This window comes from Rhizobium sp. 01L419 (genome assembly GCF_056400025.1).
On record NZ_JBFTSM010000009.1, the window covers coordinates 167,908 to 181,806 of the forward strand.

The 13,899-nt window shown below is 60.6% G+C and carries 16 protein-coding genes; 4 read left to right on the top strand and 12 right to left on the bottom strand.

Going from position 1 to position 13,899, the window contains the following annotated elements; translation table 11 throughout:
* Positions 1-5 precede the first annotated feature (5 nt).
* From mdh to sdhC, 7 genes are all read right to left on the bottom strand, one after another.
* A complete protein-coding gene (gene mdh, locus AC1DUP_RS19120) occupies positions 6-968 on the bottom strand; it encodes a malate dehydrogenase (RefSeq protein ID WP_113299168.1) in 963 nt (320 codons plus the stop codon).
* 173 nt (positions 969-1,141) lie between these two features.
* Positions 1,142-2,305, bottom strand: coding sequence for a cell division protein ZapE (gene zapE / locus AC1DUP_RS19125; RefSeq protein ID WP_113308274.1), 1,164 nt, complete (start codon positions 2,303-2,305; stop codon positions 1,142-1,144).
* A gap of 48 nt (positions 2,306-2,353) precedes the next feature.
* Positions 2,354-2,866: a protease inhibitor Inh/omp19 family protein gene (locus AC1DUP_RS19130; protein WP_113299170.1), complete on the bottom strand. Its 513-nt coding sequence runs from the start codon at positions 2,864-2,866 to the stop codon at positions 2,354-2,356.
* 277 nt (positions 2,867-3,143) lie between these two features.
* Complete coding sequence (locus tag AC1DUP_RS19135; protein WP_113299171.1) at positions 3,144-3,923, bottom strand: succinate dehydrogenase iron-sulfur subunit; 780 nt, start codon at positions 3,921-3,923, stop codon at positions 3,144-3,146.
* Positions 3,924-3,938: 15 nt separating this feature from the next.
* Entirely contained in the window at positions 3,939-5,780 is a 1,842-nt protein-coding gene (sdhA, locus tag AC1DUP_RS19140; RefSeq protein WP_113308275.1) for a succinate dehydrogenase flavoprotein subunit, read from the bottom strand.
* A gap of 7 nt (positions 5,781-5,787) precedes the next feature.
* Positions 5,788-6,168 carry a succinate dehydrogenase, hydrophobic membrane anchor protein gene (sdhD, locus tag AC1DUP_RS19145; protein ID WP_113299173.1) on the bottom strand — a complete coding sequence of 127 codons (381 nt, stop codon included), beginning with the start codon at positions 6,166-6,168 and terminating at the stop codon, positions 5,788-5,790.
* Between the two features lie 11 nt (positions 6,169-6,179).
* Positions 6,180-6,572 carry a succinate dehydrogenase, cytochrome b556 subunit gene (gene sdhC, locus AC1DUP_RS19150; protein ID WP_113299174.1) on the bottom strand — a complete coding sequence of 131 codons (393 nt, stop codon included), beginning with the start codon at positions 6,570-6,572 and terminating at the stop codon, positions 6,180-6,182.
* A gap of 300 nt (positions 6,573-6,872) precedes the next feature.
* On the opposite strand from sdhC, the gene AC1DUP_RS19155 reads away from it, so the two are divergent.
* Complete coding sequence (locus tag AC1DUP_RS19155) at positions 6,873-7,367, top strand: hypothetical protein (RefSeq protein WP_113299175.1); 495 nt, start codon at positions 6,873-6,875, stop codon at positions 7,365-7,367.
* Here AC1DUP_RS19155 and AC1DUP_RS19160 read toward each other — a convergent pair.
* From AC1DUP_RS19160 to tsaD, 5 genes are read right to left on the bottom strand one after another with little or no spacing between them, the layout of a single operon-like run.
* Positions 7,364-8,011 (bottom strand): class I SAM-dependent methyltransferase, encoded by a 648-nt coding sequence (locus tag AC1DUP_RS19160; RefSeq protein WP_477833801.1) that lies wholly within the window; start codon positions 8,009-8,011, stop codon positions 7,364-7,366. The two genes, AC1DUP_RS19155 and AC1DUP_RS19160, sit on opposite strands and share 4 nt — an antisense overlap.
* 6 nt (positions 8,012-8,017) lie before the next feature.
* Complete coding sequence (locus tag AC1DUP_RS19165; protein WP_113299652.1) at positions 8,018-8,449, bottom strand: EVE domain-containing protein; 432 nt, start codon at positions 8,447-8,449, stop codon at positions 8,018-8,020.
* A 5-nt stretch (positions 8,450-8,454) separates the two neighbouring features.
* A complete protein-coding gene (locus tag AC1DUP_RS19170) occupies positions 8,455-8,748 on the bottom strand; it encodes a YciI-like protein (protein ID WP_113299651.1) in 294 nt (97 codons plus the stop codon).
* A 9-nt stretch (positions 8,749-8,757) separates the two neighbouring features.
* On the bottom strand, positions 8,758-9,741 hold the full coding sequence (locus tag AC1DUP_RS19175) for an NAD(P)H-dependent glycerol-3-phosphate dehydrogenase (RefSeq protein WP_477833802.1): 984 nt from the start codon (positions 9,739-9,741) through the stop codon (positions 8,758-8,760).
* Complete coding sequence (gene tsaD, locus AC1DUP_RS19180; protein ID WP_113299649.1) at positions 9,738-10,835, bottom strand: tRNA (adenosine(37)-N6)-threonylcarbamoyltransferase complex transferase subunit TsaD; 1,098 nt, start codon at positions 10,833-10,835, stop codon at positions 9,738-9,740. The genes AC1DUP_RS19175 and tsaD overlap by 4 nt, the downstream gene beginning before the upstream one ends.
* A gap of 72 nt (positions 10,836-10,907) precedes the next feature.
* Here tsaD and hemC point away from each other — a divergent pair, with 72 nt between their 5' ends.
* From hemC to AC1DUP_RS19195, 3 genes are all read left to right on the top strand, one after another.
* On the top strand, positions 10,908-11,837 hold the full coding sequence (hemC, locus tag AC1DUP_RS19185; protein WP_113299648.1) for a hydroxymethylbilane synthase: 930 nt from the start codon (positions 10,908-10,910) through the stop codon (positions 11,835-11,837).
* 6 nt (positions 11,838-11,843) lie between these two features.
* Positions 11,844-12,551, top strand: a complete 708-nt coding sequence (locus tag AC1DUP_RS19190) for a uroporphyrinogen-III synthase (RefSeq protein WP_477833805.1) — start codon at positions 11,844-11,846, stop codon at positions 12,549-12,551.
* 68 nt (positions 12,552-12,619) lie between these two features.
* The gene (locus AC1DUP_RS19195; RefSeq protein ID WP_477833807.1) at positions 12,620-13,897 is read left to right on the top strand and encodes a COG4223 family protein; all 1,278 of its coding nucleotides are present in this window, start codon (positions 12,620-12,622) and stop codon (positions 13,895-13,897) included.
* Positions 13,898-13,899 lie beyond the last annotated feature (2 nt).

A 13,899-nucleotide genomic window follows, 5' to 3' on the forward strand; every position in this document is an offset into this window, starting at 1 on the left:
ACCAATTACTTGAGGGAAGGCGCGATGTTGATGCAGGCTTCGCAGAGACCGGCAACGGCGCCGACGGACTTGTCGAAGGCTTCCTTCTCGGCCTTGTTGAGATCGATCTCGATGATGCGCTCGATGCCGCCAGCACCGATGACGGTGGGCACGCCGACATACATGTCCTTCACGCCATACTGGCCGGAGAGATAGGCAGCGCAGGGCAGAACGCGCTTCTTGTCCTTGAGGTAGGATTCAGCCATTTCGATCGCCGAAGCGGCCGGAGCGTAGTAGGCAGAACCGGTCTTCAGGAGGCCGACGATTTCGGCGCCGCCGTCACGGGTGCGCTGGATGATTTCTTCGAGGCGTTCCTTGGTGACCCAGCCCATGGTGACGAGATCGGTCAGCGGAATGCCGCCAACGGTCGAATAACGAGCGAGCGGCACCATCGTGTCGCCGTGACCACCGAGAACGAAAGCCGTGACGTCCTGAACGGAAACGTTGAATTCCTTGGCGAGGAAGAGACGGAAGCGCGAGGAGTCGAGAACGCCGGCCATGCCGACGACCTTGTTGGCCGGCAGGCCCGAGAACTTCTGCAGAGCCCAGACCATGGCGTCGAGCGGGTTGGTGATGCAGATCACGAAAGCGTTCGGGGCATATTTCTTGATGCCGGCGCCGACCTGCTCCATGACCTTGAGGTTGATGCCGAGAAGGTCGTCGCGGCTCATGCCCGGCTTGCGCGGAACGCCGGCGGTGACGATGCAGACGTCGGCGCCTTCGATCGCGGAATAGTCGCTGGCGCCAGTCAGATTGGCATCGAAGCCTTCGACGGGGGAGGACTGTGCGATGTCGAGACCCTTGCCCTGGGGAATGCCATCGGCAATGTCGAAGAGGACGATGTCGCCCAGTTCCTTCAGGCCGGCGAGATGCGCCAGCGTGCCACCAATCATGCCAGAACCGATAAGTGCGATCTTGTTACGCGCCATTTCGCTTTTCCTTTGCGATCAAATTCGTCGGGCGACGCGCGGGCATCGCCCAATGTCGCAATCGCATAGACCTAAAGCCAAAAAATGGCAATGCATTATTTTTGGTGCAGCAATTTCAATCGTTTAGATATTAAAATTCTTACGTAAACGTAAGATAAATTGTCACCAAAGTGTTACTCGGCGGCGCGTTTCTCGTGATGCGCTGCGAGATATTCCGCGCTTCTCATCTCGAAAAGGCGCGATGCCGTCCGGTCGAATTCGAAGCCTTCGGTGCCTCGTCTCTCAACGAGCAGATCCTCGGGCATGGCGGCAGCGGAAGCGTAGAGGCGGGTGCCATGATCGTAGAGCGTATCGATCAAAATGATGAAGCGCTTGATCTGGTTCCGTTTTTCGGGGCCGAGCAACGGAACGTGATCGATGAAGACCGTATCGAAGCGCTCGGCGATGGCCAGGAAATCGACCGCACCCAGCGGCCTGTCGCAGAGATCGGCGAAAGAGAAGCGCGCCATGCGGTCGATGGCGAGCGGCACATGGATCGTTCGCCCCTTCATGGGAATTTCCATAGGCTGCGCCTTGCGGCCGTGCAGCGCCTGCGTCCACGACGCATCCATCGCCATGTCGGTACGCTCATCAATCGGGATGAGATAGACCGGCTGGCTGTTCAGCTTCTCCATCCGATAATCAGTTGGCGAATCGAGAGTTACGACCTCGACATGCTTTTTGAGGAGAGCAACGAAGGGAAGGAAGAGCCCGCGGTTGAGACCGTCCTTGTAAAGATTGTCCGGCTCGACATTCGACGTCGCAACGAGCACGCAGCCGCGTTCGAAAAGCTCGGAGAAAAGCCGCGACAGGATCATTGCATCGGCGATGTCGGCGACCGTGAATTCGTCGAAGCACAGCAGTTCCGCTTCCTCGAAAAGCGCGGCTGCGACCGGCGGCATCGGATCGGCCTGCTTCGTCTCGCCGTTCTTCAGCTTCAGYCGGTGGGCGGCGATGCGATTATGCACATCGGCCATGAATTCATGGAAATGCGCGCGCCGCTTCTTCCGGCATGGCGCCATCTGGAAAAACATGTCCATGAGCATCGTCTTGCCGCGTCCGACGCTGCCGTGGATATAGAGCCCCCTGATGCCGGTCTCGGTCTTCTTCCTGGAGGCAAACAACCAGCCGAGCGCGTTACTTTTGGTGGCAGGCCGCTTCTGCTTGAGGGAGGCGAGGACCCGGTCGAGGCTTTTGGCCACATCCATCTGGGCGGAATCGACCTGCAGCGTTCCCGAGGCCGTCAGCGATTTGAGCTGCTCGGTGACGCTGAGCGAATAGTCTGGCATTGGCTGCATGAGGGCTTGTCCGCCTATGCGTAACCAGCGGGTATCCGCCGGATTGACTTACCGGCTGAGATTGATCGCCTGTCCGGTCGCGGTCTGGCCGCTGAAGCTGTTGTCAGCCACCTTGTAGACAGCACCGAGCTGGTTGCCGCTGCGGTCCTTGAGCAGAACCTGCTTGCCAGAAACCTCCCAGGAACCCATCGCCGTCAATTCGCCGACGCAACCACGCGTGCCGCCGCGCGACCCGCTGCCGAGATTGGTGAGCGTCAGGAACATGTCGCAGGTGCCGTTGACACGCCAGCTGCCGACCATCGATTCCTTGGTGACATCAAGCGAAGTCGCCGGTGCTGCGCCACCCGGCTGAACACCGGCCATCGGGGCCGTGGACGCCGGAGCAGCGGGGAACTGCGAACTGCCCCCCGGAGGCGGAAGCTGACCGCCCTGCACGGAAGGCACAGGCTGCGCAGTCAGCGGCGGAGGCGCGTTATTACTGCTATAGTCATATGAGGTGCGCTGGCATCCTGCCAAGGCCAGAGCGGCCGTTAGACCCGTCACCACATATCGCAACTGCATCATCAAGCTCCCGAATGTCCGCCTCAACCGCAGAGATATTCAATTGTAAGTTCGAATTACCGTATTTCACTTTGGTTAATCAAGTCAGCACAAACCCAAAATGCCTTCGTGACACCTATGGCGCAACCGGCACAATTCAACCGTCCGCTCGTGGGACTTCTTGCTGGTAAAATATGTCAGCAAGGTGTTGTGCCCGGCCGTCTCGTTCTTGATCAGGTTTGATCCGTTCTGCGACGTCGAGATAACGCTCGATTGATTCCGGTAGAGGCGTCGACGCTCACACGCGACGCTCGACCATCATCTTTTTGATTTCTGCGATTGCCTTGGCCGGGTTCAGACCCTTCGGGCAGGTCTGCGCGCAGTTCATGATCGTGTGGCAACGGTAGAGGCGGAACGGATCCTCGAGATTGTCGAGGCGCTCGCCAGTTGCTTCGTCTCTGGAGTCGATCAGCCAGCGATAGGCCTGCAGCAAAACGGCCGGACCGAGGTAACGGTCGCCGTTCCACCAGTAGCTCGGACAGGAAGTCGAGCAGCAGGCGCACAGGATGCACTCGTAGAGGCCGTCGAGCTTCTGGCGGTCCTCATGGCTCTGTTTCCATTCCTTGGCCGGCGTCGGCGAAACCGTCTTCAGCCAGGGCTCGATGGAGCGATGCTGCGCATAGAAGTTGCTGAGATCGGGAACGAGATCCTTGACGACGGGCATATGCGGCAACGGATAGATCTTCACAGTGCCCTTGATGTCGTCCATGCCCTTGGTGCAGGCGAGCGTATTCGTACCGTCGATATTCATCGCGCAGGAACCGCAGATGCCTTCACGACAGGAGCGGCGCAGCGTCAGCGTCGGGTCGATCTTGTTCTTGATGTAGAGCAGTGCATCGAGAACCATCGGCCCGCAATCATCGATGTCGACGTAGAAGGTGTCGATCGACGGGTTCTGGCCGTCATCCGGGCTCCAGCGATAGACGCGGAACTCACGGGTGTTCTTGGCGCCCGACGGCTTCGGCCACACCTTGCCTTCGCGCATCTGGGAATTCTTGGGGAGAGCGAGTTCAACCATGTCAGGTTCCTCTGATCAGTATACGCGAGCCTTCGGCTCGATCTTGTGAGGATCGATGCCGTCTGCGATGAGGTCGGTGTGGACAGGCCGGTAGTCAAGCTTCACGTCGCCCGCCTCATTCACCCAGGCCAGCGTGTGCTTGCGCCAGTTGACGTCGTCACGACCGGCGAACGGACCTGACGTATAGTCCTCGCGGGCATGCGAGCCGCGGCTTTCCTTGCGGGCCTCGGCACCGTAGATCGTGGTGATCGCATTGGCCATCAGGTTCTGCAGTTCCAGCGTCTCAACGAGGTCGGAGTTCCAGATCATCGAGCGGTCAGTGACCTTGATGTCCTTGAGTTCGCTCCAGATTTCCGAGATACGGCGGCAACCGGATTCCAGCGATTCCTGCGTACGGAATACCGCTGCGTCATCCTGCATGGCGCGCTGCATTTTTTCGCGCAGCACCGCCGTCGGCGTGCCGCCGCTGGCGTGACGCAGACCATCGAAACGATCCATGATCTTGTCGCAGGCGGCAACGTTCAGCGCCGGTACCGCAGACGCGCGGTCGATGACCTCGCCGGCGCGGATCGCAGCCGCACGGCCGAAGACCACGAGGTCGATCAGCGAATTGGAGCCAAGACGGTTTGCCCCGTGAACGGAGGCGCAACCGGCTTCGCCGACAGCCATCAGCCCGGGGATGATGCGCTCCGGATTGGAGCTGTCGGCATTGAGCACCTCACCCCAGTAGTTAGTCGGGATGCCGCCCATGTTGTAGTGGACGGTCGGCAGGACCGGGATCGGCTCGCGGGTAACGTCAACGCCGGCAAAGATCTTTGCACTCTCGGAAATGCCCGGCAGGCGCTCATGCAGCACGGCCGGATCGAGATGGTCGAGATGCAGGAAGATGTGGTCCTTGTTCTTGCCGACGCCGCGGCCCTCGCGGATTTCCAGCGTCATGCAGCGCGAAACGACATCACGCGAGGCAAGATCCTTGGCCGAGGGTGCATAGCGCTCCATGAAGCGCTCGCCCTCGGAGTTGACGAGGTAGCCACCTTCGCCGCGTGCGCCTTCGGTGATGAGACAGCCGGAACCGTAGATGCCGGTCGGATGAAACTGCACGAATTCCATATCCTGCAGCGGCAGGCCGGCGCGGGCCACCATACCGCCGCCGTCGCCGGTGCAGGTATGGGCCGATGTCGCCGAGAAATAGGCGCGGCCGTAACCGCCGGTCGCCAGAACTACCATCTTGGCGGCGAAGCGATGGATCGTGCCGTCGTCGAGGCACCAGGCGATGACGCCGGTGCAGCGGCTGCCGTCATCCGACATGATGAGGTCGAGCGCAAAATACTCGACGAAGAATTCCGCATTGTTGCGCAGCGACTGGCCGTAGAGCGTATGCAGGATGGCGTGGCCGGTACGGTCGGCAACCGCACAGGTGCGCTGCACCGGCGGGCCTTCGCCGAAATTCTGCATGTGGCCGCCGAACGGGCGCTGGTAGATCTTGCCTTCCTCGTTGCGCGAGAACGGTACGCCGTAATGCTCGAGTTCATAGACCGCCTTCGGCGCTTCCATGGTGAGATACTGCATGGCGTCGACATCGCCGAGCCAGTCGGAGCCCTTGACGGTGTCGTAGAGGTGCCACTGCCAGCTGTCCGGCGTCATGTTCTGCAACGATGCGGCAATGCCGCCCTGAGCCGCAACCGTGTGCGAGCGGGTCGGGAATACCTTGGTGATGCAGGCCGTGCGGAAGCCCTGTTCGGCCATGCCGAGCGTGGCGCGCAGGCCAGCGCCGCCGGCGCCCACGACGATCACATCATAGGAGTGATCGACATAGGTATAGGCCTTCCCATTCTGAGCGGGTGAAGACGGTGCCATGATACGGTTATCCTACGAATGCGATTTTCAGAATGGCGAAGATACAGAGGCCGGCGACCACGATCGCGAAGAAGGTGTTCAGCATCAGGCTGATGATCTTCAGTCCTTCGCCATGAACATAATCCTCGATGATGACCTGCATGCCGAGCTTCATGTGAATAACGCCGGAGATGACCATCAGGCCCATGACGACGGCGACGAACGGGTTCGAGAGGGCGCGAACCACGTCGGCGTAAGGCGCGCCGGCATAGACGATCATGAAGATGACGAAGAAGATCATAAGCGGAACGTTGGCGACGGCCGTCAGGCGCTGGCGCCAGAAATGATCGGTGCCTTCCTTGGCGGAGCCGAGACCACGAACCTTGCCCAGAGGAGTACGCATATCCATGAGTGCGACCTTCAGAAGCGAATGATGAAGCCGATCACCCAGACCAGCACGGTCAGACAGAGCGATCCGATGATATTGGCGATGGCGAGCTTGGTCGAGAATTCCTTCTCGAAGCCATATCCGAGGTCCCACATGAAATGGCGGAAGCCGCCAAGCAGGTGGTGCATGAGCGCCCAGGTATAACCGAGCAGGACGAGCTTGCCGATGATGCTGCCAAGCACCCAGTTGGCCCAGTCGTAATAGGCCTGGCCGCTAGCGGCTGCGATCAGCCACCAGACAATCAGCAGCGTGCCGAAGTACAGAGCGCCACCGGTGATGCGGTGAACGATCGACATGACCATGGTGGGAATAGGCTTGTAGATTTGCAGATGCGGCGACAGGGGCCGGTTTGTCACATTCGCCATCAGAACCTCGCGGCGTCTTCTCTAAGCTCCCGGAGCGCGGAGCGTACTCAGTCAACCACACGAATGACAAAATTCTGTGTGCGTTGCATCAATCCCGACGTTTAATCACCGAACCCCCTGACGACAAGCATAATTACAGCCTGCTTTTAATTTAATCGATTCGCGTTACCGGGAAGTTTCAAGCCGGGAAACTCGCCTCTCTCGCTCAATTTTTGGGCCGAGCGCACGCCTGCGTGGACAAGATCCGCCTTTTGGCGCAATCTCACGTTAACGATTTGTTAGCGTTTCGGAGTTTGGTCCATGTTTCGCAGTCTGTCCAAGACCACCCTTGCCCTCCTTGCGGTGCTGGCAGCACTTCCCGCCGCAGCAGGAGAGCGCAACTTCGATCATCGCTTTCCGCGCCATCACGGCTTTAATGACGGGTTTTTTCTCGGCAAGCGCACCCATTGGGATAGTGGCCTGCACTTCACACGCGACAATGTCATCCGCCATCGCCCACGCAGCCCTTTTCTAAAGCAGTTCAACTATCCGGGAACAAGTCGCTACGGTCACAACAACATTATCGTCATTGCGTCCCAGCCCCAGAGCTATGATCAGAATTACGGGAGCAACGGCCTCTACGCCGGATCGTCCTATGCCTATCAGACGGATGGCGGGACCTATGTCGGCGGCGACGGGTACTACCGTCTGGCTGCGCCGGAACACAACCTTGCCCCGAAGGCCAAGATCATCGATGTCGGTATTGCCGATGACCCCTGCTCTTATGAGGCCAATGTCTGTGTCATCCGACCCTAAGGCCTGAATCGCCAGACCGTCGTCTTCTTGACCTCGCTGTCTTCAAGCGCCCGGGTGACGGGCACTTCATGGACGGCGCAGAATTCCAACCTGTCCTTTGGCAAATAGGCGCGCCCGGGATCGCCGACCAGCACGTCCTTGCCCTCGGCTGCGAGCGTCTCGAACCACGGAACCAGCGCTTCGGCGAAAGCCCTGTCGTAGAAGACATCGCCGGCGAGCACGACATCCACATCGAGGTCTCGCCCGATAAGATCGGTCCTGTCGAAATCCAGCAGGACCGAATTAGCGGCTGCATTCAGGCGCACCGCCGTCTGCGACCATGGATCGATATCCGCGGCCATCACTTTGACAGCGCCAGCCTTGCTTGCTGCAATTCCGACCAGTCCCGAACCGCTTGCAAAATCGAGCACCCGCTTTCTTGCGACCGTTTCGGGGTGATCGAGAACATAGCGCGCCAGCCCCTGCCCGCCCGCCCAGGCAAATGCCCAGAAAGGCGGCGGCAGGCCGATCGCCTCAAGCTCCTCTTCCGTCTTCAGCCAGAGCTCATGGGCTTCGCTGGCCAGGTACAGCCGGATTTCCGGCACATGCGGCGGCGCAATCAGGCTGGTATTGGCGCGGATGAAGCTTTCCGGGTCGGTCTTCAAAGCTGCTCAGCGCGGCGAGTTGTCAAAACCGCCCATGCGGCAAACCTCGGCCCATTCGTCCTCCGTCACCGGCTGCACGGAAAGCCGCATCGATGTGACCAGCGACATCTTGGACAGCTTCTCATTTGCCTTGATGTCCTTCAGCGTCACAGGCTTCGGCACATCCATGACGGCGCGGATATCGACGCAATCCCATTTGGGATCGCCCTTCGCCGTCGAATCCGGATGCGAGAGCGCACAAACCTCGACAATACCGACGATCTCCAGCCCGTCATTGGAATGGTAGAAGAAACCCTTGTCGCCGATCTGCATGGCCCGCATGTTGTTGCGCGCAAGGTAGTTGCGCACACCGGTCCATTCGGTGCCCTTCTCGCCAGCCGCCTTCTGCTGTTCCCAGGACCAGGCCGCGGGTTCGGATTTATAAAGCCAATGCGCCATCCCGCTTAAGCCTCCGGCTTGTTGAAGACCCAGTTGAAAGGCTTCACCTCGACGCTTTCGAACAGGCCGGCGAGTGCATAGGGATCGGCAGCGCCGAGTGCCTTGGCATCATCAACCGTTTCGGCATGGACGATCACGAGGCTGCCGTTGGGCTTGCCTTCCGTATCGAGGAACGGGCCGGCCATGGCAAGCTTGCCTTCGGCATTCAGCTTGTTGAGATAATCGAGATGTGTCGAGCGCGTTTCCATGCGCACATTGAGATGGCCGGACTTGTCCTTGCACAGAAGGGCGAAAAGCATGTCTGTCTCCTATTCGGTCGTAATCGGACGTGTCATCAATTGTTCGATGGCTTCGGATATGCCGAGCTTGCCTTCGATGATCGCTGAAACCGCATCGGTGATCGGCATCTCCACGCCGAGCTCTTCGGCAAGCCGCGAGGCAATCGCCGCAGCAAAAGCGCCTTCCACCAACTCGCCTCGGGAAGGGTCCACCTTTTCGCCGCGCCCGAGCGCAATGCCGAAACGCAGGTTGCGCGACTGATGGCTGGTTGCCGTCAGCACCAGATCACCGAGGCCGGAAAGCCCGCGCGCCGTATCGGCATTGCCACCCTTGGCAACAATGAAGCGCGACATCTCGGCAAGCCCGCGGGCAATCAGCGCGGCGCGGGCCGAATCGCCGATGCCGCTGCCTTCGACGATGCCGCAGGCGATCGCCAGCACATTCTTCAAAGCGCCACCAAGCTGCACGCCGATGCGGTCGTCGGAGGCATAGAGCCGGAAGGTGCGGCTCGAAATCGCCTGCGCCAGGCGCTCGGCAACCTGCATGTCGGCCGCAGCGATTGCCATTGCCGTCGGCAGCCCCTTGGCGATATCGGCGGCAAAGCCGGGTCCGGAGAGCACGCCAACCGGATGATCAGGCAATTCGTGCTCCAGCATGTCGGTCAGAAGTGCACCGGTCTGCCGTTCGATGCCTTTGGCGCAGGTGACCACAACGGCATCCTTAGACAGATAAGGACCATATTGCCGCGCGGCATCCGCCTGCGCCTGCGAGGGCATGGCAAAGAGCACGATGCCGGCATTGCCGATCGCATTCGCGTCAGCCGAAAATTCCAACGATTCTGGTAGCGGGATGCCGGGCAGTACCGCATCATGCAGCCGCTCGGTTTTGAGATCGCCAATCAGCGAGGGATCACGGCCGACGAGAACAGCTGAATTGCGCCCGGTCAGCGCAATGACAGCGGCAAGCGCCGTGCCGAAAGCGCCCGATCCGACGACGGCGATGTGTTCGCTCATGCCTTGGCTCCCCGCTTTCCGAATCCGATCAAGGTCTCGGCCTTTGAATCGAGCGGCCAGCGCGAGCGCGGCTGCACATCGAGATCGTCGGGAGAAACACCCTTCGCCATGCGCTCCAGTCCCGCCCAGGCGATCATCACCGCATTATCGGTGCAGAGATGGAGCGGCGGCGCAATGAAGCGGAAACCGTTCTTGTCGCAGAGCGCTTGCAGCGTGCTGCGGATTTCCTGATTGGCGGCAACGCCGCCGGCAACCACCAGCGCCGGCTTTTCTGGCAGATCGGCAAACTCCGCCTTGAACCGCTGCAGACCGCGGCCGATGCGGTCCTTCATCGTGCGTGAAATCGCCTTCTGGAAGGAGGCGCAGATATCTGCCACATCCTGATCCGTCAGCGGCGCGATCTCGGTCGCAGCCTGCCGCACGGCCGTCTTCAGGCCGGAGAAGGAAAAATCAAGCCGCGCCTCGCCGACCAGCGGCCGCGGGAAATTGAAACGATCGGCATTGCCGTTCTTTGCCATTCGCTCCACCGCCGGGCCGCCCGGATAAGGAAGGCCGAGCAGCTTGGCCGTCTTGTCGAAGGCTTCGCCCAGCGCATCATCGATGGTCGTGCCCCAGCGCTCGTACTCGCCGACGCCGCGCACGAGGATGAGCTGCGTATGGCCGCCGGAAACGAGCAGCATCAGATAGGGAAAGGAAAGTCCATCCGTCAGTCGCGCCGTCAGCGCATGACCCTCCAGATGATTGACGGCATAGAGCGGCTTTCCAGCCGCCTTGGCGATCGCCTTGCCGGTCATCAGTCCGACGAGCAGCCCCCCGATCAGGCCGGGTCCCGATGTCGCCGCGATCGCATCGACATCCGAGAGCGACACATTGGCGCGCTTCAACGCCTCCTCGATCAGCTCGTCAAGCGCCTCGACATGGGCACGTGCGGCAATTTCGGGTACCACGCCGCCATAGGCGCTATGCTCGTCCAGCTGGGAAAGAACGACATCCGACAGCACGTTGGAGCGGCCATCCGCATCACGCTCGACGACCGCAGCAGCGGTCTCGTCGCAGCTTGTCTCGATGCCGAGGATGCGCAGAAAGGGAGCCATGAAACCTGTTCGTTGATTGCGATAGAGGTTAAACCCGTTTACGAGAACTCCGGTAACAACGGATCAAAGCGGATGCAAACAAAACCTTTCCGGATCGGTACGCGCGGCAGCCCGCTGGCGCTCGCACAGGCCAACGAAGCCCGCGAACGGCTGATGGCAGCCCATAATCTGCCGGAAGAGATGTTCGAAGTCGTCGTGCTGACGACCAAGGGCGATCGCATCACCGACCGTTCGCTGGCGGAGATCGGCGGCAAGGGGCTTTTCACCGAAGAGCTGGAAGATAAGCTCGTCGCCGGCGAGCTCGATTTTGCCGTGCATTCCACAAAGGACATGCCGACCACCCTGCCGGAAGGTCTCTATCTCTCGGCCTATCTGCCGCGCGAGGATATCCGCGATGCCGTGATCGGTCGAACCGCGCCGAAACTGATCGACCTTCCGCATGGCGCAACCGTCGGCTCGTCCTCGCTTCGCCGTCAGGCGCTCATCCGCCGCATGCGGCCGGATATCAAAGTCATCACCTTCCGTGGCCTCGTAGAGACGCGCTTGCGCAAGCTGCAGGAAGGCCAGGTCGATGCGACGCTTCTGGCGCTTGCCGGCCTCAAGCGCCTCGGCAAGGTCGACGTCATCACCGATATCCTTGACCCCGATAATTTTCCGCCCGCACCGGCGCAGGGCGCGATCTGTCTTGAAAGCCGCATTGGTGACAGCAGGATCGACGACCTGCTGGCACCCATCAACGATACGCCGACCTTCGACACGGTCTCCTGCGAGCGCGCCTTTCTTGCCGCCCTCGACGGTTCCTGCCGTACGCCGATCGGTGGTTATGCCGTTTGCGAAGGCGATCAGATCAGGTTCTCCGGCCTTATCATCACGCCGGATGGTCGCCACCAGCATGCGATCACCATCGACGGGAACCGCCGCGATGCGGCAGCACTCGGCACCCGCGCCGGACAGGACGTGCGCCAGAGAGCGGGCAGCACCTTCTTCGAGGACTGGAGCTAGGCCCACATGCGCGTGCTTGTTACCCGTCCCGCGCATTCGGGCGAGCGAACCGCTCAACGTTTGCGCGAACTGGGTCACGAACCGTTGTTGCTGCCTCTCGCTCGGCCCGTTTACGACCCGCAAGCGGCCCGATTGGCTCTGGAAAAAACCGCCGGGCCAGTTGCCGTAACGAGTGCGGAAGCCATGCGGACGCTTGAGGCTGTAGGCCCAGCACTCCAGCCTCACCTCTCCCGCAGCCTCTTTGCCGTCGGCGAGGCGACGGCGGATGAGGCACGCAGGCTGGGTTTCAATTCTGTCACGGCCTCGTCGGGCAGCGGCCGTGAGCTAGCCGAGCTGATCGGGGCAAGCAATGCTGACGACCTCCTCTATCTCGCCGGCAATCCGCGCGCCGAAACTTTCGAAGCGAGACTGGTAGAACTCGGACGGCACTTCTCCGTGCTCGAATGTTACCGGATGGAGCCTGTCGCACCTGATCCGGAGACCGTAGCGGCACTTCTCACAAACAATCCTCCGGACGCGGTTCTTTTTTACTCTCGCCAGACGGCCGAAAATTTCTTTCATATCCCGCAGGTAGAGTGGCTCTTGCTGCAAATGCCCAAAATCCGTCTCATTTGCCTCAGCAAAACTGTTGCGGAGACCATTCCGCCGAGCTTGGGAAGAGCACTGGAGGTTTCGCCGATGCCGGATGAAAAAAGCCTTTTGTCGCTGCTTTGAAGGCTTTAGCCGCCCAAATTTGATCTAACCTCTTCCCTTAATTACCATCCCTGTCTAGTTTCGTTGCGATGCAGGATAATGAGGACCTCATGGTATCGGGAAATCCGCCACGCCACTCGAAGAGTTCCGACGAACCGGTCACGATCGACCTGGACGCGCAGGACTTCGCCTCGGCAAACGATCCCGAAAAATCTGCCGAAGAAGCTGCGCAAGCTGCCGCCGGTGATGCACCTGTTGCCGAGGCAGTAGCGGTCGCGGAGGCTGGTGGCGAACCGCTATCGGAACATGAGAGCGAACGGGCCGCGAGCGCACAGGAAGAACCTTCTGCAAAAGAGCTTCCGCCCGCAGAACCGGTACAGCCGGCCCCGCCGCAGAAAATTGCGGCAACGTCAGGCCTGATTGCCGCCGGCATCTTTGGCGGCCTTGTCGCCCTGCTTGGCGCTGGCGCGATTCAATATGCCGGTTATCTGCCGGGCTCCTCGACCCAGCAGACGAACTCTGCCGAAATGGCTGACCTCTCGGGCGAGATCGAAGGCCTCAAGCAATCGGTCGCAGGTCTTGCCGCCAGCCCGACACCTGCAGCCGATAACAGCGCCCTTGAAAAGCGCGTCGCGGCTCTCGAGGCGACACCTCAGGCACCGGCATCCGGCGCCTCCACCGGCTCGACCGATGTCAACGCACTCAACCAGAAGATTGCGGATCTGACCGCTCAGATCGATCAGTTGAAGACGAGCGTTGCGCAGGTCACCGAACAGCAGGCTTCCAACGGCGCCGACATGTCGAACCGCCTCGCCGAAGCCGAAAAGAAGTTGAACGAACCGCGCGAGGACGTTGCTGTCGCCCGCGCCATTGCCGCCGCAGCTCTGAAGGCCGCGATCGATCGCGGCGGACCTTTCACCGCCGAGCTCGATACGTTCGCAGGCGTGGCGCCCGATGATCCTGCCGCAACCGATCTGCGCGGCTTTGCCGAAACCGGCGTGCCCTCACGCGCCGAGCTGATCCGTCAAGTTCCCGATGTCGCAACTGCAATCGTCGATTCCGTCAGCCAGCCAGATCCCAACGAGAGCTGGTCGGACCGGCTGATGTCGAGCGCCAAATCACTGGTCACGGTCCGCCCTGTCGGCAATATCGAAGGCGAAAGCGTAGAAGCCATTGCCGCGCGCATGGAGGACAAGGTGAAGAACGGCGACCTGCCCGGCGCATCGGCCGAATGGAACAGCCTGCCAGCGACAGCAAAACAGGCCTCAGCCGCCTTCAAGCAATCGCTTGAGGCCCGCATCCGCGTCGAAGACCTTGTCAGTGGCGCAGTCTCCAAGGCCGTTTCCGGCACCGGCAAGGAAGGATGAGC